Source organism: Arthrobacter sp. Soc17.1.1.1 (assembly GCF_036867195.1).
Classification (GTDB): domain Bacteria; phylum Actinomycetota; class Actinomycetes; order Actinomycetales; family Micrococcaceae; genus Arthrobacter_D.
The window spans coordinates 3,450,965-3,473,951 of the sequence record NZ_JBAJII010000001.1; the positions used below are offsets into that span (position 1 = coordinate 3,450,965).

Below are 22,987 nucleotides of genomic sequence, written 5' to 3' on the forward strand. Positions count from 1 at the left end.
CACGCATGACACGTGCCCGGTTGCCGACGCCGCGAGCGGTGTCCCGCTACGCGTGGCCCGGCAACCGGTCGCGTGCCAGGCGCTTCAGGCCGTCCGCCGGGCGGACGGGCTCCGGCCACCGGGGCTGCAGGTCGTCCCCGAGGGTGACGTTGCGCAGTCGCCGCCCGAACATGGGCACCACCCACTCCCCCAGCCAGGCCGTCTCCCGGCGGAGCCCCGCCAGGAGCCCCGCATGGCCCTCGCGCTCGGGCAGGCGGGGTGTGAGGGAGTGGTCCACGCCGAGGATGCGCAGCACGTGGGCGGCGAGGTTCCGGTGCCCGGCCGGCGACATGTGCAGCCGGTCCGCGTCCCACAACCCCGGGTCCGAGTACTCCTCGAAGCACCAGTAGTCCACGAGGACGGCGTCGTAGGCGCGGGCGATGCGCCGCACGTGGTCGTTGAAGAGCCAGTTCCGGCGCTTCATCGGCTCGAAGACGGGGCTCAGCGGGATGTCGAAGCCGGTGAAGAGCAGGGGCCGCGCCCCGGCGTCCGCGATGCGCGCGACGATCCCCTCGTACTGCCGCATGAGGGCCCCCATGTCGGTGCGCAGTTCGAGGATGTCGTTGCCGCCGGCGTAGAGGCTCACGAGCGTGGGCTCCAGGGCCAGCGCCCGTTCCACCTGCTCGTCGCGGACGTGGTGCAGACGCTTGCTGCGGATGGCGAGGTTGGCGTACTCCCATGTCGGGTCCTGCCGGCCGAGCTGCTTCGCCACGCGGTCCGCCCACCCCCGCACCCCGTTCGGGAAGCGGGCGTTCCAGTCACCGACCCCCTCGGTGAAGGAATCGCCGATCGCCACGAACCGTCCAGCCATTCGAGGGAGCCTAGCCCCGACGGGCGACCCGGGGACGACGGCGGGGCCAACGCCCGGTGAACGCTGCGCCCGGAGGGGCGGAAACAATCTGCGCATCCCCGTGGCTGACACGGACATGGAGCACCGTATCGCAGTCACAGGGTCGACCGGCGTCGTGGGCGGCAGCGTCGCCAGGATCCTCGCCGCCGGGGAGGTACCGCTCATCCTGCCGGTGAGGTCGATCGACCGGGCGCAGCACCTCCCCGAGTCCGTGGTCCGGCAGGCCTCGTACGGGGACGCCGCGGCGGCACGGGAGGCCCTCACCGGTGTGGACGTCCTGTTCATGGTGTCCGCCGCCGAGGCGGCGGACCGCCTCGCGGACCACCGCACGTTCGTCGACGCGGCGCAGGCGGCGGGCGTCCGGCACATCGTCTACACCTCGTTCCTCGGCGCCGCACCCGAGGCCGCGTTCCTCCTCGGCCGCGACCACTGGTACACCGAGGAGCACATCCGCCGATCCGGGCTCGCCTGGACGTTCCTGCGCGACAACCTCTACCTCGACTTCGTGCCGGCCCTCGCGGAGGACGGCGTCATCCGCGGCCCCGCGGGTGACGGCCGGCTCTCCGCCGTCGCGCAGGCCGACGTCGCCCGCTCCGCCGCCGCCGTGCTGCGGGCACCGGATCAGCACGTGGGGAGGACCTACCACCTGACCGGGCCGGAGGCCTTCACCCTGGCCGAGGCGGCAGCCACCATCAGCGAGGTGACCCCCGCGACGGTGCGCTTCGAGGACCAGACCCACGAGGAGGCGATGGCGTCGCGGGCCCACCACGGGGCGCCCCGATGGCAGGTCGAGGCGTGGGTCAGCACCTACACGGCGATCGCGCAGGGCGAGATGGCCGAGCTCTCGCCCGACGTCGAGCGCCTCACCGGACGGCCGCCCGTCGGCCTCCGCGAACTGCTCTCGGCGCAGCACGGGGGTGGTGCCCGTGCGTAGGGACGTGATCCCCGATCCTGCGGACAGCCGTGCGTTCTACCGGTTCCTGACCTCCGTCGTGGTCCCGCGCCCCATCGCGTGGATTTCGTCGACGTCCGCGGACGGCGTCGACAACCTCGCCCCGCACTCGTTCTTCACCATCGCCTCGGTCAACCCGCCGATCGTCCAGTTCACCTCCGTGGGCCGCAAGGACTCAGTGCGCAACATCGAGGCGACGGGCGAGTTCGTGGTCGCCTTCACACCGGAGCACCTCTTCGAGGCGGTCAACGCGACCGGCACCGCCTTCCCGCCCGACGTCAGCGAGTTCGACGCGGCCGGCCTCACCCGGGAGCCGAGCGAGACCGTGCGCCCGCCGCGCGTCCTCGAGTCCCCCGTGGCCCTCGAGTGCAGGCTGCACCGGATCCAGGACATGGGCGACTGCACGCTGGTGTTCGGGGAGGTGGTGCACGCGGTGGTGTCGGACGAGGTGCTCGACGGCGGGCTTCCCGGGATCGGTGCCCTCAGGCCGCTCTCGCGGCTCGGCAGGAACGAGTGGGGGACCGCCGGGACGATCCGCGCCATCACGCGTATCCCGCTTGAGGAATGGCCGGGACACTACACCCCTGCCACCGCGGATCCGTGACCCCACTGTTACCTCCGCACAGCCGTTGCTCAGGGTACTGACATACAGTGGGGGAATCTGCGGGTTAGCACCCCACCCCCGGGCTGGGAAGCCGACCGCGACCCCAGGGACCCCCATGAGCGTTACCGCCACCCCGCGCACCGTCCGCATCTCCAGGCCGAACGACGTCGTGGCCTCCTACTCCGTGCTGCTGAAGCAGGTGCGCAAGGCGGGCCTGCTGAACCGCCGCCGGCGCTTCTACGTCTCGGTGTTCGCGATCCTCGTCCTCGTGATGGGCGCGGCCTGGACAGGCTTCGCGCTCCTCGGGGACACCTGGTTCCAGCTCCTCGTCGCCGCCGTGCTCGGCGTCGTGCTCACGCAGGTCGCGTTCCTCGCCCACGAGGCCTCCCACCGCCAGATCTTCAGGAGCCGCGGGGCCAACGACTGGTCGGGGCGCATCCTCGCCGCCGGTGTGGTCGGCATCAGCTACGCGTGGTGGATGGACAAGCACACGCGCCACCACAACGACCCCAACACCCGCGGCAAGGACCCGGACATCGAGGTGGACACCATCTCGTTCCTCGAGGAGGACGCGGCGAAGGCCAGGGGCATCCAGGCCTGGATCACGCGCCGCCAGGGCTACCTCTTCTTCCCGCTGCTCACCATGGAGGGCATCAACCTCCATGCCCGCTCCATCAGCACACTCTTCGCCCGCCGCCCCATCAAGGGCCGGTGGGTCGAGCTCGCCCTGCTGGGTGTCCGCTTCGGTGCCTATCTCGGTGTCCTCTTCTGGTTCCTGCCCGTGGGTATGGCGTTCGCGTTCCTCGGCGTGCAGCTGGCCGTCTTCGGCATCTACATGGGGGCGAGCTTCGCGCCGAACCACAAGGGCATGCCCGTGGTGCCGAAGGACAGCACGCTCGACTTCTTCCAGAAGCAGGTACTCACCTCGCGCAACATCCGCGGCGGGTCCTTCGTCAACAACGCGTTCGGTGGCCTCAACTTCCAGATCGAGCACCACCTCTTCCCGGACATGCCCCGCCCGCACCTGCGCCGCGCCGCCGTGATCGTGAAGGAGCACTGCGAGCGCCTGCGCGTGCCGTACACCGAGGTGGGCGTCGCGGCGTCGTACGGCGCCGTGGTGTCCTACCTCAACCGTGTGGGCCTCGCCGCCCGCGACCCGTTCGACTGCCCGATGGTAAACCGCTTCCGCCGTCCCTGAGGTCCTGGCAGGTGCTACCCGCCCTTCTAGCTCCTGGCAGGACCTGCCGGGTCAGGCGTCCGCTCGGGTGGCGGCCGCCTAGGCGTCCGGGGCATCGATGGAGCCCCGCACCACGCTGACCCCCGAGTGCGCCGGATCGCCGTCCAGCGGTTCGTCGGAGACGTCGACCACGGGGAACTCCCGCAGGTCGATCGCCTCGGGCACGTCGAACGTGCCGTGGCCGCCGTCCAGGATCCCGATGCTGTACATCCGCGTGGCATCAGGTGCGAGGAGCCACACCTCGCGGAGGCCGGCGGGCTCGGCACCCGAGACGGTGACGTCAAGGCGCCGCAGGCCGTCGCCGGTCTCGGTGAGGACGGCCTCGCCCGAGCCGCTGAACTCGGGCAGCGGAGCCAGCTCCGTGCTCGCGAGGGTCCGCTCCCCGCCGTCCGGGGACTGCACGGCCCACAGCACGCCCCCGCCGACGGCGATCCCGACGACGGCGGCCGCGGCCAGCCACCAGGCGGGGACGGTCCGTCGACCGCGACCGGAGCCGCCAGGGCGCAGCGGGGTGGCGCCGTACGCAGGGTCCGCGGACGCGCCGTGCCGGGCAGGGGCGGCGTGACGGCCGACGGGGTCCACGGTTCCGACCGTCTGCAGGTGGGGCGCCGCCGTCGTCGTACCCGCGAGGCCGAGTTCCTGCGCCACGGCATCCCAGACCGCGGGATCGGGATGCTCGAGCCGCCCGTGCCCTCCGGACCGTGCGAGGACGACGACCTCCTGCAGGGCCGTCACCTCGTCGCCGCAGGCGCTGCACGCGTCGAGGTGCTCGCGTGACCACTGGTCCAGCGGCTCGTCCAGCGCAGCGATCCCCACGCTGTCCGGATCAAGGTGTCGCATTCCAGGCCCCCAATCGACTGCGCAGATGCGCGAGGCTCCTTCGGATGTGACTCTTGACGGTTCCCAGCGGCAGATCGAGCCGTTGTGCTATCTGCTGATGTGTGAGGTCTTCGTAGAAGGCGAGACGAAGGATGGACTGCTGGGGTTCGCCCAGCAGGTCGAGCTCCGCATCGAGGACCACCCGGTCCGTCACAGCATCCACCTCCCGCGCGTGCTGTCTGGGGCTCTCCGGTTCGGCGATCGCGCCGGAACGGGCCACCATCTGATTCTGCCTGGTCCTGGCCGCCAGTGTGTCCAGGATGACGTTCCTGCTGATCCCGAGGACCCAGGCGGGGACGGTGCCATACTGGGGATCGAAGCTGTCCCGGAAGCGCCAGGCCCTCACGAAGACGTCCTGGGTGATGTCAGCGGCCACCGCGCGGTCACCCATGGACCGTAGCGCGACCGTGAACACGAGGGGCGCCAGACGCCGGTAGGCGGCGGTCAGGGCGTCCTCGTCCCCGGCGGAGAACTCCGCGTCGAGTTGCCTCGTCCACTCGGTGCCTGGAGGTGTCACGCCCTACTCCTTCAGCGCGGTGCCGGGCCCAGCACCGCACCGGGACCACGTGGCACACCCGCCCCTCCGCGCCCCGCCGGCGCGATGCCGGGAGGCGGGGGATGCGGGGCAGGCCGACCACGCGGGCCGTGCGTTCAGAGCGGTGAGGCTGTGAGGACAACATTATCCTCGTAGTCGCCCTTGTCCAGCAGCCACTGGCCTCCGCACGTGATGACCTTGAGCTGATGGGGTCCGTCACGCCGGAAGACCTCCGATCCGTCGAGCGTCGCCTTCGGGACGTTCCGGACGTCGTCGACGCTGTACTGCAGCGTCCGGCCGTCCGCGAGACCCACCGTGATCACGGTCCCGGGGTCCACGTCCTTCAGCTGGGCGAAGGGCATCACCTCCGTCTGGCTGTCCACGTGGGCGGCGATCACGGCGTGGCCCGCGTCGGCGCCGGGGGCCGGGCCGTACCGGTACCACCCCGCCTCCCAGAAGCTGTCCGGGATCTCCATGGCGTCGTTCTCGGCGATCCCCACCTCGACCACGCGCACGGAGATGTCGGTACCCGGGATGTCCAGGGACACGGGAGGAGGCGGCGCCGGCTGGAGGGCGGCGTCCGCCGGCTGCACGGGGATGTCGGCGGGGATGCCGGCGGGGATGCCGGCGCCCGCAACAGCATCCCCCCGGTTCCCCGGCTCCTGGGGTACCGGTCCACCCTGCGGGGGCGGGGTGGGAGCGAGGATGGGCGCGACGGGCACGTCCGGCTCGGCGGGCGGCAGGGAGCAACTGCTGATGACGGCGGCGGTCACGATCGTGAGCGCAGCCAGGCGGGCTGCTGGGCGGCGTACGGGGCTGGGTGGGTGCACGGGTTCGTCCTGGTTCCTGGTTCTCGCGGCTCCGGGGGACCGGGTAGGGCGGGGTGCGCGGAGCCCGACGGCGTCCACGCACCCCGCGCTCCGTCAGGCCCGGGCTGCGCGCCTCCGGTTCACGACGACCGCGCCGCCGAGCAGCGCGAGCAGGCCCGCGCCGATCCCGACCGCTGCGCCGGTGTCTTCCGTCCCGGCTGCCAGGCCGGACTGCCCGCCCGGGACGGCGCCCGGCGACGAGTGCACGCCCTCGATGACCTGGGTGGCCAGGGCGAGGTTGCCCGCCTCGAGGCTTCCCCACGCGTAGACGATGGTCGAGGTGCCCTCGCCGAGTGTCAGGTCGGCCGGGCCGATCACGGGCTGGGTGGTACCCGCTGCCGCGACCGCCGCGGAGACCGTGCCGGGATCCGTGGTCAGCGTCGCCTCGCCGGGGTTGCTGAGATTCGGCACGATCGGCGTGCCGCCCGCGAGGACGTCGACGGCCGGCGCGGCGGCCACGTGGCGCACGGTCAGGCGCGACTTGCCGGCCTCGACCGCGGAGACGTCGTTGGTGTAGAAGTTGGCCGTCGGGGTACCTGCGGCATCGAGGTTGGCCGTGGCTGTGTAGTTGCCACCGGCGGCGAGGCTGACGTCCACGGGGCCGATCACCGGCGCGCTCGCGTCGGTCGCGTCCGCCGCGGTGATGGCCAACTGGTAGCTGCCGACCGGCAGCGAGAGCGGACCCGCGAGCGTACCCGGCGTGAAATTGTCGAGGGTGAGGGCGCCGTTGACGTAGACGTCGACGGTGAGGTCGGGGACTCCGTGCAGCACGGACAGCGATGCATCGGACGATTCGGCGGCCGTCGCCGGGGCGGCAGCAGCCGCCGCTCCTACGACCAGCACGGCTCCGACGGTGTACAGGCTTCTTCGCATGACAACTCCTTTGTGTCGTCCCCTGGCGGGACGCTTTTTCGCTGACACCTGGTATTACCGGGAAGCAGGACGGGTTGGATGCAGGAATGCAGGATTTTTCCTGGCGGGTCTCCGGTCGCCGCCCGGACGCCCGGTACCGCACGGCATCCCGGGCCCGGGATTGCAAGCCCGGCGGGGAGCGCGGGGGAAGGCGCGGGCAGCGGCCGGGCTGGATACGGTGGCAGGATGTTCTTCCTCTTCGGCCTCACCACGCGTGAGCACCTGCAGTTCACCCGATCCGCCGACTGCCGCTACTGCGGCCGGCACGCACCGCAGCAGGTCATCCAGCGCAGGACGAAGCTCTCGGTGTTCTTCATCCCACTCATCACCCTCAAGAAGACCCGCCTCCAGGTCTGCACCAACTGCGGTGGGACGTCGAGCATCAGCGGCGCAGAGCAGCGGGCCCTCGCCCACTGAGCCCGCTCCGTGCGGGGCTCAGGCGTTCCAGAGCCCGTACGAGTCCGCCAGCGAGGAGATCTTCTGCGCCCGCGCCAGGCGCGGCAGGTAGGAGCCGTCACCCACCACGGCCCCGGCGGCGTGCTCGCGCAGGAGCTCCGCGGCCCAGTTGATCTCGGACTCGCTCGGCGACAGGCCCCGGTTGATGGTGTCGGTGGCGTCGGTCAGGAGGCACAGCTTGCCGGTCATGCCCATGGACGCCGTGACCTTGCACGCCTCGAGCAGCTCGTCCCCCAGGGCGCCGACGGTGGGGCCGTCGATCGGGCCGGGGAGCTGTCCCACGCGCGAGGCGACCACGAGCTTCGAGCGGGCATAGGCGAGCGCCATCGGATCGTCCGAGGCGCCAGTGTCCCGCCGGAAGTCGCCCACGCCGAACGCGAGCCGGAACGTGCCCGGCGCGCTGGCGATCGCCGTCGCGTTCTCGATACCGAGCGCCGATTCGATCAGCGCGAGCACGGGCGTGCCCGCCTGCAGGCGCATCGCCGTGTGCGTCACCTGCTCGGGCTTCTCCGTCATGGCCAGCATGACGCCGCGCAGACCGGGTGCCCTGGAGAGGGCGGCGAGGTCGTCGGCCCAGTACTCCGTCTCGATGCCGTTGACCCGCACCCATGCCGTCATGCCGGTGGACAGGGCCTCGACCACACGCTCACGCGCCTCGGACTTGCCCGCCGCGGGGACGGCGTCCTCCATGTCGAACACCACGGAATCGGCCTCGGACGTGAGGGCGGGGATGAACGTGTCCTCGGAAGCCGCGGAGGCCAGCAACCAGGATCGTGAGAGCTTGGCGGGGAGCGCTGCAGCGCGGCTGTTTCTGAGGAAGGTGGCCATGCCCAAACACTACTGAGGATCGCCGCGGGTTAGCCAACGGACATCCGAGGCAGCGCGTGAACACTACGACCAAAAGGACCCCCGGCCGGTCCCGGAACCCTTGACCCCCACCCGAGCGCGGCCTAGCATTCGTATACGATTTCGTGCCCGGCGGTGAGGACTGGGGCGTCCTCCCCCGGGAGTAGGGCACACGAGTAGCCACGCACTGCAAAAACAAGGGAGTTTTTCATGGCACTAGCGTCAGAGCGTCCGGACGCCCGATCCCGGGACGGCATGAGCGCCGCGGACCGGAAGGTCCTCGCGGGCACGATGGTCGGCACCACGATCGAGTGGTACGACTTCTTCATCTTCGCCCAGGCCGCCGGCATCGTCTTCGCGGCCCTGTACTTCGGTCCGCTCGAGGGTGAGAGCCCGGGCCTCGCCCAGCTCGTCTCCTGGGCCACCATCGGCATCAGCTTCTTCTTCCGGCCCCTCGGTGCCGTGATCGCCGGACGGCTCGGGGACAAGATCGGCCGGAAGGCGATGCTCGTCTTCACCCTCGTGATGATGGGGTCCGCCACCGCGCTGATCGGCCTGCTCCCCACCTACGCGCAGATCGGCGTCTGGGCACCCGTCCTGCTCATGCTCCTGCGCATCCTGCAGGGCTTCTCCGCCGGTGGCGAGTGGGGCGGCGCAGCACTCATGGCCGTCGAACACGCCCCCGTGGGCAAACGCGGCTTCTGGGGCGCCTACCCGCAGATCGGCGTCCCGGTCGGCATGATCCTCGCCACCCTCGTGCTGTTCCTGCTGCGCAGCTCCATGTCCCCGGAGGACTTCCTCGCCTGGGGCTGGCGCATCCCGTTCCTGCTCAGCGTGGTGCTGATCGTCGTCGGCTACTTCATCCGCGCCGCCGTCGCCGAGAGCCCCGTGTTCAAGCGCATGATCGAGCGGAAGCGCGACACCGCCACTCCCCTGCGCAACCTCCTGAAGACCAACAAGAAGCAGGTCATCCTCGCGGCGGTCATCTTCATCGGCAACAACGCCGCCGGCTACCTCGTGATCGCGTTCCTGTCCTCCTACGCCCAGCGGGCCCTCGGCATGCCGGCCGCACCCGTGCTCCTCGCGACGCTCCTGGCGTCCTTCGGCTGGCTCATCTTCACGCTCTACGGCGGCATCCTGTCCGACCGCATCGGCCGTGTGCGCACCTTCCAGATCGGCTACGCCCTCATCTTCGTCTGGATGATCCCGATGTTCATGCTGATCGACACCCGCAGCATCTGGGCCTACGGCATCGCCATCTTCGTCCTCACCATCGGGCTCGGGCTGTCCTACGGCCCCATGTCCGCGATGTACGCCGAGATGTTCCCCGCCAACGTCCGCTACTCGGGCATCGGCATCGGCTACGCCCTCGGTGCGATCCTCGGCGGCGCCTTCGCCCCGCTGATCGCCGAGGCCCTGCTCGCGCAGACGGGCTGGTCCGGGTCCATCGGCCTGTACATCATGGGCCTGTGCGTCATCTCCTTCATCGGCGTCACCCTGGTCAAGGAGACCAGGGGCGCACCCCTCGAGGCGGAGAAGGACGCCGTCGACTCCGGGGCTGGTCGCCTCTCCTGACCGTTCGGAGGTCCGCGGATGCCCACCGGCCACGTTCGCCGGTGGGCATCCGCGCCTCCCCGCGGTGCCCGCTATAGTGACTGACGTCGGGCGCACCAGGGCGCCGTGCCTGAAAAAGAGGCAATAAGGGCATCGCCCGAGGCACATACGGAACCCACCCATCCAGTCCTCCGGGTCGACCGTGTGCCACTGCCGCCGGGGACTTCGCCTGCAAGGACTTCCCGATGCCCACCGTCTCCGCCCGAATCGTCTCCGCGCTCCTGCCCGCCACCACCGAGGTCTTCGGCGTCATGGGCAACGGCAACGCGCACTTCCTCGACGCCGTCATGGCGGCGCCGTCGCTCCACTTCACCGCCGTGCGGCACGAGGCAGGGGCGGTCGCCGCAGCGGACGCCTACCACCGGGCCAGCGGCCGCCTCGCCGTCGCCACCACCACGTACGGCGCCGGGTTCACGAACGCCCTGACCCCGCTGGCCGAGGCCGTGCAGGCGGACATCCCCCTGGTGCTCGTGGTCGGCGACGCCCCCACCACGGGCATGCGCCCCTTCGACGTGGACCAGTGCCTCGTGGCCAAGGGGCTCGGCGCCACGACCTTCACGGTCTCAGCCGCGCAGCCCGGGGCTGCGGCGACGGCGGCGATCGAGCACGCCCTCCGCCACCGGGAGGCCGTGGTCCTCGCAATCCCCTACGACCTCGCCGCGGCCGACGCCCCGGACGAGGAACCCGCCGCGGCACCCACCCCCGCTCCGCTCGTGCACCCCTCCGCGGCGGACATCGAGCACGCTGCCGCCCTGCTCTCCACCGCCGAGCGGCCCCTGATCCTGGCCGGCCGCGGCGCCTGGCTGAGCGGTGCCGGCGACGCGGCGGCACGCCTCGCCGGCCGTCTCGGCGCCCTCACCGCCACCTCCGGCCTCGGCGCGGGATTCTTCGGGGACGATCCGGCCGCCCTCGGGATCGCCGGCGGGTGGGCGTCCGAGCGCACGGCACAGCTGATCGAACAGGCCGACGTCGTCCTGGTGCTCGGTGCGCGGCTCAACCAGTTCACGATGCGCTTCGGCCACTCCTTCCACCCCGGGGCCCGTGTCATCCAGGCCGACCTCACCGCCGGTCCCACCTCACCCGCGGTCACCGACTTCCTCCACGCCGATGCGCGCCTCACCGCGGAAGCCCTCCTCGCCGCCGTCGGGCCCCGTACGGATGCCGCGAGGTGGAGCGACACGGCCGCCGAGGCCGCCCTGAACGCCCACGATGCCCGCGAGGACGGCGACGCCGCCGCACCCGACGGCCGCCTCGACCCGCGGAGCCTGTGCCGGGCGCTCGACCGGATGCTGCCTGCCGACCGGACGATCGTGCAGGACGGCGGCCACTTCATCGGCTGGGCCCCCGGCTACCTCCGTGTCCCTGCGCCGAACCGCCTGCTCATGGTCGGCACGGCGTACCAGACCATCGGCCTCGGCTTCCCCAGCGCGGTGGGTGCTGCCCGGGCCCTGCCGGACTCCACCGTGGTCCTGTGCACGGGCGACGGCGGTGCGCTCATGGCCCTCGCGGATCTCGACTCGTTCATCAGGACGGCACGCCGGGCCGTCATCGTGGTCTTCAACGACGCCGCCTACGGCGCGGAGATCCACCAGTACGCCGTCCGCGGCATCGACTCCGGCCCCATGATGATCGACGAGGTGGACTTCGCCGCCGTCGCGGCGGCCTTCGGCGCGCGGTCCGCCACGATCGCCGCGCTCGAGGACCTCACCGCCGTCGAGGGCTGGCTGGACTCCGACGAGGACGGCGTCCTGCTGCTCGACTGCAAGATCTCGCAGCAGGTCGTGGCTCCGTACATGCAGGAGATCGTGGCAGTGGCGACCGGCCGACGGTGAGGCGGGGAGCCGTCCCCGTCAAGGGGATCCCCGCGGCACCGGGGTGCGCTCCGCCGGAGACCCCGCGGCAGGCCCCGCGGTTATAGTGGCCGGACCAGGAGCCGGCACGGCTGCCGGCCCCGCCCACGAACCTCTCCCGAGGAGCCCCATGACCGACGAGACCACCCCGACCACCCGGACCACCGGCGCGCAGCCGCCGGACGCCGGGGCGAAGACCGTCCTGGTCGCCGGAGCCGGCGGGGTCATCGGCCGCCATGTCGCGGACGAGTACGCCCGGCGCGGCGCACAGGTGCGGGGGCTGAGCCGGCGCCCCGTCGCCGGCTCAGGGTGGGACCACCTACCCGTGGACCTGCTCGACCGGGAGGCGGCGCGTGCCGGGCTCGAGGCCGCCCGGAACACCACGCACCTGGTGTTCGCCGCGTACATCGAACGGGACACCACCGCCGAGCAGATCGAGGTCAACTCCGCCCTGCTGACGAACACCCTGGATGGCCTCGCCGACGCCGGCGCGCCGCTGACGCACGTCACCCTCTACCAGGGCGGCAAGGCCTACGGCGCGCACCTGGGCTACTTCAACACCCCCGCCAGGGAACGCGACGCGCGACTGATCCAGCCGAACTTCTACTACGACCAGGAGGACATCCTCCGCGCCGCCGGCGCCGAGCGCGGCTTCCACGCCACGATGCTGCGCCCCGAGGGCGTGGTCGGCTACGCCGTCGGCAATCCCATGAACATCCTGATGGTCATCGCCGTCTATGCGAGCATCTGCCGTGAGCTGGGCCAGCCGCTGCGCTTCCCCGGCACCCACGCCGCCTACGACGCCCTGTACCAGGTGACCGACGCCTCGCTGCTGGCCCGCGCCACGGTCTGGGCCGGCGCGGAGCCGCGTGCCGCCGACGAGGTCTACAACATCACCAACGGGGACCAGCTCCGCTGGCGGCACCTGTGGCCGGTGTTCGCCCGCCACTTCGGGATGGACTACGCCGAGCCGCAGCCGGTCCCGCTGGCCGAGGCGATGCCGCACCACGCGGCGCTCTGGCAGGGCATGGTGACGAAGTACGGCCTCGTGCCCACACCCTTCGAGGACCTCGCCGGCTGGGCCTTCGGCGATTTCCTCTTCCGCTCGGGCTTCGACAACGTCACCTCCACCATCAAGGCCCGGCAGCACGGCTTCGGCGACTGCCTGGACACGGAGGACCGGTTCCTCGAGCTCTTCGACCAGCTCGCGGCCGCAAGGATCATCCCGCCGCTGGGCTGAGGGCGCTGCAGCCACTGGCCAACGTCCCCCGGGGATGGTTCACTGCAGAGACTGCCACTGCCACCTCCGACGGAAGCGAGCCCGGGGTGACGACCCTTCCTGCGAGCCCCGCTCCCGAGGGCCCGGATGCCCCGCCGGACGCCGTGCGGGGGCGGTCCGGCCGGCTCGTGGCCGGGGCGCTGGCCGCCGGGTTCCTCGCGGCGCTCCTGCTGGCGGCGGCTCCCGTCCTCCCCGCGACGGAGAGCGGCGTGACCGGCGGCCTCCTGCTGGGGTTCGCACTCGGATGGGCCCTCCTGGCGGTGCTGTCGGGCTTCACGGACCAGCCGCAGCGGTGGGCCGCAGCTCCCGCACTGTTCCTGGGCTCGGGTGGCCTGCTCCTGGTGGTGTTCGGGGCCCCGATGCAGGAGGCGCTCGCCTGGGTGTGGCCTCCCGCCCTGCTGGTGCTGGTGGTCTGGATGGTCGTCAGGATCCGTTCGGCAACAGGCCGGAGCACACGGGCGCTGCTCTATCCCGTGCTCGCGCTGCTCGTCGTGGCCGCACTCGCCGGCGGGCACGAGACCGTCCGTGCAGCCGTCAGCGCGGGAGCCACCCCGGGGCACGGGCGCCTGATCGACGTCGGCAGTCACCGCCTGTACCTCGACTGCACGGGCGAGGGCAGCCCCACCGTGGTGATCGAGCCGGGTGCGGGCCTGGCGTCGTCGGACCTCGACCTGATCGCACCGACCGTCGCCCGGGACACCCGGGTCTGCGTCTACGACCGGGCGGGGCACGGATGGAGCGAGCCGGCAGCCGCCCCGCAGGACGCCGCACGGATCGCCGCCGATCTGCACACGCTCCTGGAGCGTGCCCACGAGCCGGGACCGTACGTGATCGCCGGCCACTCCTTCGGCGGCCTCTACGCGCTCACCTTCGCCGGCCGGTACCCCGGGGACGTCGCCGGGGTGGTGCTGGTGGACTCGACCGCACCGGCAGCCGGCCCCACGTCCGATCCGGAGCCCGGCGTCGCGGCACCCGGGCGCCCCGACGACACAGCCTCCCGCCTCTCCGCGCTGGTCGGCGCGGCAGGACGGCTCGGCGTCGGCGCGCTGCTCGGCATGGAGTCAGGTGACCACCTGCGGAGCAGCGTGGACGAGTACCTCGTCGCGGCGTCGTCGGTGGAGCAGGCCGGCAGGCTGGAGACCTTCGGGGACCGGCCCCTGGTGGTCCTGACGGCCGGCAGCGGTACAAGACCCGGCTGGACCGACGCCCAGGACGCCCTCGCCACCCTGTCGTCGAACACGCTCCACCGCACCGTCGTCGGGGCGACCCACGGATCCCTGCTGGACGACGAGCGGCACGCCGCCGAGACCGCCGGAGGGATCCTCGACGCCGTCTCCGCGGCGCGGACCGGGAACCCGTTCCCGCCGGGGCGCCGGTGAACCCCCGGCGCCGGCCGGGCGTCCGCCGGGTCGAGCCGGCGGCTCAGCCTCCGCTCCGGTCCCGGTCCGCCGCTGCGAGGCGGGCACCGACATCCCGCACGGCCGTGTGGAGCGGCTCGGGACCCATCACGGTGAACGGCGCGCCGAAGCGGACCACCGACGCGAGGACCCCGTCCCACGACCAGGAGCCGATGCTCACCCGGCAGGAGCCGTCGGCGAGCTCCTCGACCATGCCGTCGCCCGCGAACGGTGCAACCTCCCGCAACGGCAGCTCGATGACGACCTCACCCACGCACGGCCACCGGTCGACGGTGTCCGAGCCCTTGAGCCGGGCGGACAGATACGTGCGGGCGTCGGCGGCCGGGAGTTCCCGTGGCGTGAACACGGCCCCGGTCGGTGTGCGCGGGGACATCCGGTCGAGGCGGTAGATGCGCCAGTCGTCGCGGTCGAGGTCCCAGCCGATGACGTACCAGCGGCCGTGCCGGGCCACGATCGCGTGCGGCTGGCACCGCCGCGGTTCGCCCTCGCGGTCGTCGAACCGCAGTGTCCGGTGCTCCCGCACGGCGGCGGTGACCGCTTCGAGGACCGCCGGATCCACCCGGAGCCCCGCCGTGTCCACGCCGCTGAACCGGATGCCGTCGATGCGGTGCCGCAGCCGCGAGGGCATGACCTGCCGGATCGCGGCCAGCGCCCGCTCGGCGGCCACGTCGAGGTCCACGCCGGAGGCGGGCGCGTTCTGCAGGGCGACGGCGACCGCGACGGCCTGGTCGTCGTCGAACAGCAGGGGTGGCAGGTCCGATCCGGCCGCCATCCGGTAGCCGCCGTCGGGCCCCTTGACCGCGCGGATGCTGTAGCCGAGCTCCCGCAGCCGGTCGACGTCACGGCGGACCGTCCGCGGCGTCACGCCCAGGCGCTCGGCGAGCACGCTCCCGGGCCAGACACGCTGTGCCTGCAGGACGGAGAGCAGCGCCAGCAGTCGTGCGGAACTTCCGGTCATGTCCCTCAGTATGCGTGCAGTAGAGGACCGTTCCTGACCTCTACTGCACGCAGAGTGGTTCCTGGCCGGCATCCCCGCCGATCGACCACCAGGGAAAGAGCGCACCACATGAGCATCAAGACCACCACGCACCTGAACTTCCGCGGCACCGCACGCCAGGCCCTCCACTTCTACCAGGGCGTGTTCGGCGGCCGCCTCGATCTGGCCACCTACGGGGACTTCGGGATGCCGCAGGATGCACCCGGCTCCGACAGGGTGGTCTTCGGGCAGCTCGAGAACGAGGACGGGTTCCGCGTCATGGCGTACGACGTGCCGGGACAGGACGCCGATCCGGCGGCGACCGCCGGCACCACCCGCCGCGAGCACGGGACCACCGTCACCGACCGCACCTTCTTCCAGTCCGTGCGGGCCGGCAGCCTCGAGGAGGTCACCGCCTACTGGGACGCCCTCGCCGACGGCGCCACCGTGGTCGAACCGCTCGCCGCCTCGGCATGGACACCGGGGTTCGGGATGCTCACCGACCGCTTCGGCGTGACGTGGGTCCTCGACGTCGACCCCGCGGGCGGAGTCACGGACCGAGTCTGACGTCGTCGCCCTGGAGGGCGGCCCGGAAACCGTCGCCCTGCACGGTGACGTCCCGGAGCACCAGGCCCTCGGGCAGGCCCTCGATCTCGTGCTCGATGGTCACGAGGCTCCGCACGACGGCGGCGGTGGGCCCGGACAGGAAGTCCGGCCCGCCGACGTCGATCGACTGCGGCTCCATCACGAGCCGTCCCGCCTCGACCTCGACCGTGCCCGTGGCGGTGACGCGCACATCGCGCCCCAGCGTCTCGACGGTGCGGACCACGGTCGCCTGGCCGCCGTCCGCGGCGCGGACCTCCGCGCCGCCGCCGAGTTCGCCGGCCACGACGTCGAACGGCACGGTCGCGTCCACGGAGAGCCGGGCGGCCACCAGCCCGTCGGGCCCCGTGACCACGTCCTGTCCGACGGCGCGGACGTCGCGGAGCGTGGAGCCCTCGGACACCACCGTCCCGGCGTCCAGCGTCAGATCCCCCAGCCACACCTCGTCCGCGCGCAGCTCCGCGGGGGCCTCCGTGTCCGGCGCGGCGCCGGGCGTCGACGGCGCCGGCCCGGCGCCGCCGTCGCCGGCCGGGTCACTCACCGCCCACCAGAGGATCACCACGGCGACCGCCAGGAGGAGGAGCATCCCCAGGGCCCCGATCAGCCAGTCCTTCGCGCGCGTCCACCTCATCAGGACAGTCTGACGGCTCACCGCCCCGGGCGGTCGCTCCGACACCGGCGCCGTCGGCCGGAGGTGCGCCGTCCTGGCGGTCCGGCCCCTCTGGTCACCGGTCGTCCAGGCGGCTATCGTCGTTCGTCCGAGGCCGCAGGGCACTGGCGGGGCCGGCCGGGAGGGAACATCATGAGGATGCTGCTCGTGACCGCGGGATCCCGCGGAGATGTCGAGCCGTTCGCGGTCCTCGCGCGGCAGGCGCAGGCCGCGGGCCATGCAGTGCGCCTGATGCTTCCGGACAACTCGGGGGTCGATGTGGCCGGGCTCGCTACGGTGAGCCTCGGGGTCGACTACTCGGGGCTGATCCAGCAGCAGGGCGTCTCCCTCGCGGCGGTCCTCCGCTCGTACCGTTCGGTGGTGCGGCCGGCGATGCGCCAGGTGCTCATCGGGTCGGCGCGGGCCGCGCTCGACGTCGTCCCGGACGTGCTGGTCGCCCACCCGAAGATCCTGTCGGCTCCGCTGATCGCGGGCGGCCTCGGCATCCCGTTCGTCTGGGTCGAGCTGGTCCCCGTGATGACGCCGACGGCGGCGTTCCCGGCGGCGGGGACCATCACGCGGAACCTCGGCCCGTTCAACCGGCTCACCTATCAGGTAGCGGCGGGCGGCGCGGCCATGTTCCGGCAGGACCTGTCCGATGTGGCGAGGATGGTCGGTGGGCAGGGCTCGGCCCGTCCCCCGGCCTCGGCGACGCTCATGCCCATCAGCCCCGCGATCCTGCCGCGGCCTGCGGACTGGCCGCCTAGTGTCCACCTGACCGGTCCGTGGCGGGCGGCGGCAGCGGGCGTGATGCCCGACGAGGTGTCCGGCTTCATCTCCGAGGGCGGTTTCGTGTACGCGGGGTTCGGCTCCATGGCGGCCGGCGACCCGGTCGCCCGGGCACGGGAGGTGATTGGCGGTATCCGCGCCGCCGGGTCCCGCGCGCTGCTCGCCACGGGCCTCGGCGGGCTGGCACTACCGCCCGACGTCGCCGGCGCCGATGTGCTGGTCACGACGTCGGTACCCCACGACGCCGTCCTGCCGCGGGCCGAAGCGGCCGTCCACCACGGGGGCATCGGGACGGTCCAGGCGGCGACGGCGGCCGGCACCGTCTCGGTGGTGGTGCCGTTCATCGCGGACCAGCCCTTCTGGGGCGCGAGGCTGCACGCCGACGGCCTCGGTCCCGCGCCGATCCGACGGCGCGCACTGACGTCACCCCGTCTTGCGGACGCCCTCGGGCAGGTCGGTCAGTACCGACCTGCCGTGCGCGAGGCGGCCCGTGCCATGGCGGCCGAGGACGGGCCGGCCGCCGCCCTGGCTGTCCTGGAAGGCCTGCACCGCTGACGACGTGCTGCGCCGCCCCTCAGCCGCGGGGCCGCAGGTCGTAGATCCGCCGGAGCTTCCCGCTGGAGCGCACCAGCGAGCCCTGCTCCACCACGGCGACGGCGCACGTGGAGCCGATGTGCGTCTTGATCAGGTGCCGGAGCTCCTCGGCGGCCGCGGCGGCGTCGGCCGCGCTGACGCCCTCCCGCGGCTCCACCCGGACGGTCAGCTGGTCCATCCGCTGCCCGTCCGGCCGGGTCAGTTCGAGCTGGAAGTGCGGGCTCAGGGCCGGGATGCCGAGTGCCAGCTCCTCCACCTGCGTGGGGAAGAGGTTCACGCCGCGCACGATCACCATGTCGTCGCTGCGCCCGGTGATGCGCTCCATACGGCGCATGCCGGGGCGGGCGGTGCCGGGCAGCAGGCGCGTGAGGTCGTGGGTGCGGTACCGGATGATGGGCAGAGCCTCCTTCGTCAGGGACGTGAAGACGAGCTCGCCCGCCGTGCCGTCGTCCAGCACCTTCTCGGTGAACGGGTCGATGATCTCGGGGCGGAAGTGGTCCTCCCAGACATGCGATCCGTCCTTGGACTCCACGCACTCGCCCGCGACGCCCGGGCCCATGACCTCGGACAGGCCGTAGATGTCGCACGCGTCGAAGCCCATGCGCCCCTCGAGTTCCTGCCGCATGCCCTCCGTCCACGGTTCGGCGCCGAGGACGCCTGTCTTCAGCGTTGTGGAGGACGGGTCGATGCCGGCCGCGGCCATGGTGTCGAGGATGGTCAGCAGGTACGTCGGCGTGGCGAGGATTGCGTCGGGCTCGAAGTCCCGGATGAGCTGGACCTGCCGCTCGGTCTGGCCGCCGGAGATCGGGATGACGGTGCAGCCGAGGCGTTCCGCGCCGGCATGCGCGCCGAGGCCGCCCGTGAACAGGCCGTACCCGTAGGCGTTGTGGACCTTCCACCCGGCCTTCACCCCGGAGGCGCGCAGCGATCGGGCCACCAGCGAGGCCCACCGGTCGAGGTCGCCGGCGGTGTACCCGACGACGGTCGGCTGGCCCGTGGTGCCGGACGACGCGTGGACGCGCGCCACCTGTGACTGCGGCACCGCGAACATGCCGAACGGGTAGGTGCTGCGCAGGTCCTCCTTGGTGGTGAAGGGGAACTTCGCCAGGTCCGTCAGCTCGCGGAGGTCGTCCGGGTGCACCCCGGCGGCGTCGAACTTCCGCCGGTACAGGGGCACGTTCGCGTAGGCGTGCGCGAGCGTGGCCCGCAGCCGCTCGAGCTGCACCGATTCGAGGTGGTCGCGCGACCACGTCTCCTCCGCGTCGAGCGTGGCGGGGTCCGCGGCCGAGGCCCGGAGGGGAAGGGTGGTCATGACTGCTCCTTCGCAGGGTGGATCAGGGGACGGGGGATGCCGCGGGCCGGCATCAGAGGACGGAGCCGACGGCGCGGGCCGCCTCGGCCACGCGGGCGCCGATCTCCTCGACGGGCCGGTCGCTGCGGAGATAGACGACGGCGAGGGCTGCGGGGAGCTGTCCGCGCACGGCGATGGGGGCCGCCACGGAACCCACGCCCGGGATGACCTCGTCGCGGCTCACCGCGTACCCGGCGGCGGCAGCGGCCCTCGACGCCTCCCGGTACGGCTCCCCCGGAGCGAGGCGTTCCCAGCGCGCCTCGGTCAGGGCGGACTGGATGGCGATGCCCGGCGCCCCGGCGTCGAACCGGTGACGGGTGCCCGGCCGCTGCACGAGCGTCCCCTCGCCGTGCGGCGGCTCCACGGCGACGAGGGTGACGCAGTGGCTCCGGTCCCACACGGCGATGAAGGCGGTCATCTGCAGCTCGGCCGCTACCGCCGTGAGGACCGGCAGGGCCGCCGTCTGCAGCCTCGGCGCCACGCCCCGGGCCAGGCTCGCGAGGCCGGGGCCGGGCTGGAACCGCCCGCCCGCGTCACGGACCACCAGGGAGTGCTCCTCGAGCGTCCGCAGGATCCGGTAGGCGATCGATCGGTGGACGCCCAGCGCCTCGGCGATCTCCGCCGTCGTCCGCCCCTCCGGCCCCTCGGCGAGGATCTCCAGCGTGCGGAGCCCGCGCGAGAGCGTCTGCGAGGCGGGAGCCGCCGTCGTCGTCCCCTCCGCCGCACCCATCTCAGGCGAACGCCCGCCCGGCAGCCCGGCCGGAGCCCGCCAGCAGCGGGGCGAAGAAGGCGGCAAGGCCCGCGGTGTCCGCCAGGGGCAGCACGTGCGCCACGTACTGGTCCGGGCGGACGACGACGACGGCCCCGGCCCGGTCGATACCGCGCAGGTCGAAGATGTCGGCGGAGGGATCCGCCGCGTACACCTTCTCGTAGTCGGTGAGCCCGAAGGGGCCGGTGGCGGGCTTGAACTCCGGCGGCACGCGCCCGATGTCCACCCGGGTGTGGTCCTGCTGGTAGATCACCTTCACGTCGAACCACGCATCACGGTCGGCGCCCTCCGGCGTCGCGGCGAGCGGCGAGTCCGGGGAGCTCCCGATCCACGCGGCGAAGTCCGTGACGCCCGACGCCGCTCCCGGCTCGGCCGAGTCGGCGAAGACGTAGATGCGCCAGCGCCCGTCGGCCGTCGCATGGTGGCCGAGGTGCAGGGGGACGCCGTCGCACACCCGGACCACCGGCGCGGATTTGAAACGCTTGCCGATCGGGAACCCGCCGGCCAGGTCCTGGTGCGCGGGCTCGGCGACGAGCAGGGACGGCGCGTACTGGGTCCGGAAGCCGGCGGGGAACTCGGCGGTGCTGACGTAGAAGTCCTCGAGCTCGGACGGGTCGGCAAAGTCCTCGGGCTTCCGGGCCATGAGCGCCGACCACTCCTTGTCGAACTCGATGAGGTCCTTCGCCACCACCTGGCGCTCCGCGGAGTACGTGGCCAGCAGGGACTCGGGGCTACGCCCCTCGAGCACGTGGCCGAGCTTCCAGCCGAGGTTGAAGCCGTCCTGCATGGACACGTTCATGCCCTGGCCGGCCTTGGCGCTGTGCGTGTGGCAGGCGTCGCCGGTGATGAAGACGCGCGGTGTGCGGCGGCCGAGCTGTTCCGGCAGGACGTCGTCGAACCGGTCGGTGAGGCGGTGGCCCACCTCGTACACGCTGTGCCAGGCGACGTTCCGCACGTCGAGGGTGTAGGGGCTGAGGATGGTGTTGGCCTTCGCGATGATCTCGGCGATGGTGGTGCTGCGGATGGCCCCCTTGGTCGCGGGATCCACGTCGCCGAGGTCCACGTACATGCGGAACAGGTGCCCGCCCTCCCGCGGGATCAGGAGGATGCTGCCGCCGGACCCCGACTGGATGGCGCACTTGCGGCGGATGTCGGGGAAATCGGTGACGGCGACCGCGTCCATGACGCCCCACGCGTGGTTGGCCTGGTCACCCGTGAGGCTGCAGCCGATGGCCTGGCGGACCTTGCTGCGGGCGCCGTCGGCCCCGACCACGTACCGGGCGCGGACGGTGCGCTGCTCGCCCTCGCGGTCTCCGGCCGTGCGCACGAGGGTGACGGCGACGGGGTACTCCTGCGCGTCGTCGACCTCGAGTCCGGCGAACTCGAAGCCGTAGTCGGGCTCCATGCGGGTGGGCGAGTTCTTCATGAACTCGCCGAAGTAGTCGAGCACACGCGCCTGGTTGACGATCAGGTGGGGGAACTCGCTGATGCCGGTCTCGTCGTCCTCGGGGCGCGCGGTGCGGATGATGCGGGAGGAATCTGCCGGGTCCGGCTTCCAGAAGGCCATCTCGACGATCCGGTACGCCTCCTCGGTGATGCGCTGGGCGAAGCCGAACGCCTGGAACGTCTCGACGCTGCGGGCCTGGATGCCGTCGGCCTGGCCGATGGGCAGCCGGCCCGGCCGGCGCTCCACGATCCGCGTGGTGATGCCCGGGAACTGCGAGAGCTGCGCGGCGGTGATCATGCCGGCAGGTCCGGTGCCGATGATCAGGACGTCGACCTCGTCGGGGAGCTCCTCCGGACGGTCGAGACCGACACCTGCTGCGGGCTGGACCCGGGGGTCGCCCGAGACGTAGCCGTGGTGGTGGAATTGCACGGGCTGTCCTCACTTCGTCGTGGTGGTGCCGCTGCCGATTGCTGCGTTCGATAATCGAACGCAGTGTTCTACTATCGTGACGCGATGCTAGCCCGGGCAGGGGCAGGACTCAAGGGTGCGAACCGACGACGCCGATCGTCTGCCCGCGCCGTGGCTACGATCGCAGGATGACGAGTCTCCTGGATCAGCCCGAGTGGCACCACGCAGCATCCGCATCGACGGCGATGACGAGGGATGCCGCGCAGGAGTGGCTCGACGCGTACGTGACCGCATGGAAGCTCTACGACGAACGAGCGATCGCCGACCTCTGGTCCGAGGACGCCGTGTGGCACTACCCGTTCCAGATCCGCGCCGTCGGACGCGAGGAGATCGTCGCCCAGTGGATGAGTGAGCGTGATGCCTTCATCGGGGAGTCCTTCGACGCCGGCTACCACCCGGTCGCCGTCGAGGGAGACCGGGTGGTCGCGCATGGACGGACCGTGTTCTACCACCCGGGGAGTGACCGCGTGGTCACGGCCTACGACAACATCTGGTTCCTGCGGTTCGACCACCTGGGGCGCTGCTCCGAGTTCCACGAGTGGTACGCCGGCCGTCCTGAGGACGAACCGGATCGCGCGGTCCCCCAGCGCAGCGCTGATTGACGGGGTGGACGGCGGGTGCCGCCACGCGTCAGGATCGGCGTATGCCTCTGTCGCCGCAGGAGACCGTCCTCGAATTCTCGCGTGCCTTCCGGGAGCAGGACGAGGCACTCGCCCTCTCACTGATGGCCCCGGAGTTCGTCTTCACGAGCCCCCAGGACGACCATCTGGACCGGGACGCCTGGCTGCAGCGCTGCTTCCCCTCTGCCGGCCATTTCGACGCACCGGCCATCACCCTGCAGATCGTCGAGATCGGCGGCGTCGTGCTGCACCGCTACGAGTACGCCGTCGCGGGCCGCACCTACCGCAATGTCGAAGCGACCCGGGTGCAGGACGGGCGTGTGCACGACGTCGAGGTGTACTTCGGCGGGGCCGTCTAGGTCGGGCATGGTGCAGTCCTGC

General features: G+C 72.1%; 23 protein-coding genes. 12 read left to right on the forward strand and 11 right to left on the reverse strand.

Annotated elements, in window-relative coordinates; translation table 11 throughout:
* Positions 1 to 46 precede the first annotated feature (46 nt).
* On the reverse strand, positions 47 to 850 hold the full coding sequence (locus tag V6S67_RS16010; RefSeq protein WP_334211170.1) for an SGNH/GDSL hydrolase family protein: 804 nt from the start codon (positions 848 to 850) through the stop codon (positions 47 to 49).
* 100 nt (positions 851 to 950) lie between these two features.
* Between V6S67_RS16010 and V6S67_RS16015 the strand changes: the two genes are divergently transcribed.
* From V6S67_RS16015 to V6S67_RS16025, 3 genes are all read left to right on the forward strand, one after another.
* Positions 951 to 1,823, forward strand: coding sequence for an SDR family oxidoreductase (locus V6S67_RS16015; RefSeq protein WP_442884821.1), 873 nt, complete (start codon positions 951 to 953; stop codon positions 1,821 to 1,823).
* Positions 1,816 to 2,445 carry a flavin reductase family protein gene (locus V6S67_RS16020; RefSeq protein WP_334211171.1) on the forward strand — a complete coding sequence of 210 codons (630 nt, stop codon included), beginning with the start codon at positions 1,816 to 1,818 and terminating at the stop codon, positions 2,443 to 2,445. Before V6S67_RS16015 ends, V6S67_RS16020 begins: the two co-directional genes overlap by 8 nt.
* Before the next feature lie 115 nt (positions 2,446 to 2,560).
* Positions 2,561 to 3,643 carry a fatty acid desaturase family protein gene (locus V6S67_RS16025; protein WP_334211172.1) on the forward strand — a complete coding sequence of 361 codons (1,083 nt, stop codon included), beginning with the start codon at positions 2,561 to 2,563 and terminating at the stop codon, positions 3,641 to 3,643.
* 78 nt (positions 3,644 to 3,721) lie between these two features.
* Here the strand turns inward: V6S67_RS16025 and V6S67_RS16030 are convergent, their stop codons facing one another.
* From V6S67_RS16030 to V6S67_RS16045, 4 genes are all read right to left on the reverse strand, one after another.
* Positions 3,722 to 4,522: an anti-sigma factor gene (locus V6S67_RS16030; RefSeq protein WP_334211173.1), complete on the reverse strand. Its 801-nt coding sequence runs from the start codon at positions 4,520 to 4,522 to the stop codon at positions 3,722 to 3,724.
* Positions 4,509 to 5,078: an RNA polymerase sigma factor gene (locus tag V6S67_RS16035; protein WP_334211174.1), complete on the reverse strand. Its 570-nt coding sequence runs from the start codon at positions 5,076 to 5,078 to the stop codon at positions 4,509 to 4,511. The genes V6S67_RS16030 and V6S67_RS16035 overlap by 14 nt, the downstream gene beginning before the upstream one ends.
* A 134-nt stretch (positions 5,079 to 5,212) precedes the next feature.
* The gene (locus V6S67_RS16040) at positions 5,213 to 5,926 is read right to left on the reverse strand and encodes a class F sortase (RefSeq protein WP_334211175.1); all 714 of its coding nucleotides are present in this window, start codon (positions 5,924 to 5,926) and stop codon (positions 5,213 to 5,215) included.
* A gap of 93 nt (positions 5,927 to 6,019) precedes the next feature.
* Positions 6,020 to 6,838: a DUF4397 domain-containing protein gene (locus V6S67_RS16045; RefSeq protein ID WP_334211176.1), complete on the reverse strand. Its 819-nt coding sequence runs from the start codon at positions 6,836 to 6,838 to the stop codon at positions 6,020 to 6,022.
* A 225-nt stretch (positions 6,839 to 7,063) separates the two neighbouring features.
* Here V6S67_RS16045 and V6S67_RS16050 point away from each other — a divergent pair, with 225 nt between their 5' ends.
* Positions 7,064 to 7,294 carry a zinc-ribbon domain-containing protein gene (locus V6S67_RS16050; protein WP_334211177.1) on the forward strand — a complete coding sequence of 77 codons (231 nt, stop codon included), beginning with the start codon at positions 7,064 to 7,066 and terminating at the stop codon, positions 7,292 to 7,294.
* Between the two features lie 18 nt (positions 7,295 to 7,312).
* Here the strand turns inward: V6S67_RS16050 and V6S67_RS16055 are convergent, their stop codons facing one another.
* Positions 7,313 to 8,161: an HpcH/HpaI aldolase/citrate lyase family protein gene (locus tag V6S67_RS16055; protein ID WP_334211178.1), complete on the reverse strand. Its 849-nt coding sequence runs from the start codon at positions 8,159 to 8,161 to the stop codon at positions 7,313 to 7,315.
* 228 nt (positions 8,162 to 8,389) lie between these two features.
* On the opposite strand from V6S67_RS16055, the gene V6S67_RS16060 reads away from it, so the two are divergent.
* The 4 genes from V6S67_RS16060 to V6S67_RS16075 all read left to right on the forward strand — a co-directional run bounded on the left by V6S67_RS16060 (position 8,390) and on the right by V6S67_RS16075 (position 14,301).
* On the forward strand, positions 8,390 to 9,754 hold the full coding sequence (locus V6S67_RS16060) for an MFS transporter (RefSeq protein ID WP_334211179.1): 1,365 nt from the start codon (positions 8,390 to 8,392) through the stop codon (positions 9,752 to 9,754).
* A gap of 224 nt (positions 9,755 to 9,978) precedes the next feature.
* Positions 9,979 to 11,625, forward strand: coding sequence for a thiamine pyrophosphate-binding protein (locus tag V6S67_RS16065; protein ID WP_334211180.1), 1,647 nt, complete (start codon positions 9,979 to 9,981; stop codon positions 11,623 to 11,625).
* 148 nt (positions 11,626 to 11,773) lie between these two features.
* The gene (locus V6S67_RS16070; protein WP_334211181.1) at positions 11,774 to 12,883 is read left to right on the forward strand and encodes an SDR family oxidoreductase; all 1,110 of its coding nucleotides are present in this window, start codon (positions 11,774 to 11,776) and stop codon (positions 12,881 to 12,883) included.
* Between the two features lie 86 nt (positions 12,884 to 12,969).
* Positions 12,970 to 14,301, forward strand: a complete 1,332-nt coding sequence (locus V6S67_RS16075) for an alpha/beta hydrolase (RefSeq protein ID WP_334211182.1) — start codon at positions 12,970 to 12,972, stop codon at positions 14,299 to 14,301.
* A 43-nt stretch (positions 14,302 to 14,344) separates the two neighbouring features.
* On the opposite strand, the gene V6S67_RS16080 is transcribed toward V6S67_RS16075, so the two are convergent.
* Positions 14,345 to 15,298, reverse strand: coding sequence for a helix-turn-helix transcriptional regulator (locus V6S67_RS16080; protein WP_334211183.1), 954 nt, complete (start codon positions 15,296 to 15,298; stop codon positions 14,345 to 14,347).
* A gap of 108 nt (positions 15,299 to 15,406) precedes the next feature.
* Between V6S67_RS16080 and V6S67_RS16085 the strand changes: the two genes are divergently transcribed.
* Positions 15,407 to 15,883, forward strand: a complete 477-nt coding sequence (locus V6S67_RS16085; RefSeq protein ID WP_334211184.1) for a VOC family protein — start codon at positions 15,407 to 15,409, stop codon at positions 15,881 to 15,883.
* Here V6S67_RS16085 and V6S67_RS16090 read toward each other — a convergent pair.
* The gene (locus V6S67_RS16090; RefSeq protein WP_334211185.1) at positions 15,867 to 16,550 is read right to left on the reverse strand and encodes an LmeA family phospholipid-binding protein; all 684 of its coding nucleotides are present in this window, start codon (positions 16,548 to 16,550) and stop codon (positions 15,867 to 15,869) included. The genes V6S67_RS16085 and V6S67_RS16090 overlap by 17 nt on opposite strands.
* A 171-nt stretch (positions 16,551 to 16,721) precedes the next feature.
* On the opposite strand from V6S67_RS16090, the gene V6S67_RS16095 reads away from it, so the two are divergent.
* Positions 16,722 to 17,912 carry a glycosyltransferase gene (locus V6S67_RS16095; protein ID WP_334211186.1) on the forward strand — a complete coding sequence of 397 codons (1,191 nt, stop codon included), beginning with the start codon at positions 16,722 to 16,724 and terminating at the stop codon, positions 17,910 to 17,912.
* Positions 17,913 to 17,931: 19 nt separating this feature from the next.
* Here the strand turns inward: V6S67_RS16095 and paaK are convergent, their stop codons facing one another.
* The 3 genes from paaK to V6S67_RS16110 are packed head-to-tail and all read right to left on the reverse strand — an operon-like array spanning position 17,932 to position 21,947.
* A complete protein-coding gene (gene paaK, locus V6S67_RS16100) occupies positions 17,932 to 19,263 on the reverse strand; it encodes a phenylacetate--CoA ligase PaaK (protein ID WP_334211187.1) in 1,332 nt (443 codons plus the stop codon).
* 52 nt (positions 19,264 to 19,315) lie between these two features.
* A complete protein-coding gene (locus V6S67_RS16105; protein ID WP_334211188.1) occupies positions 19,316 to 20,032 on the reverse strand; it encodes an IclR family transcriptional regulator in 717 nt (238 codons plus the stop codon).
* Position 20,033: 1 nt separating this feature from the next.
* Entirely contained in the window at positions 20,034 to 21,947 is a 1,914-nt protein-coding gene (locus V6S67_RS16110) for an FAD-binding monooxygenase (protein ID WP_334211189.1), read from the reverse strand.
* 167 nt (positions 21,948 to 22,114) lie between these two features.
* Between V6S67_RS16110 and V6S67_RS16115 the strand changes: the two genes are divergently transcribed.
* Together V6S67_RS16115 and V6S67_RS16120 are read left to right on the forward strand one after the other, a co-directional pair.
* Positions 22,115 to 22,588: a nuclear transport factor 2 family protein gene (locus tag V6S67_RS16115; protein ID WP_334211190.1), complete on the forward strand. Its 474-nt coding sequence runs from the start codon at positions 22,115 to 22,117 to the stop codon at positions 22,586 to 22,588.
* 41 nt (positions 22,589 to 22,629) lie between these two features.
* Positions 22,630 to 22,965 carry a nuclear transport factor 2 family protein gene (locus V6S67_RS16120; protein WP_334211191.1) on the forward strand — a complete coding sequence of 112 codons (336 nt, stop codon included), beginning with the start codon at positions 22,630 to 22,632 and terminating at the stop codon, positions 22,963 to 22,965.
* Positions 22,966 to 22,987: the final 22 nt, after the last annotated feature.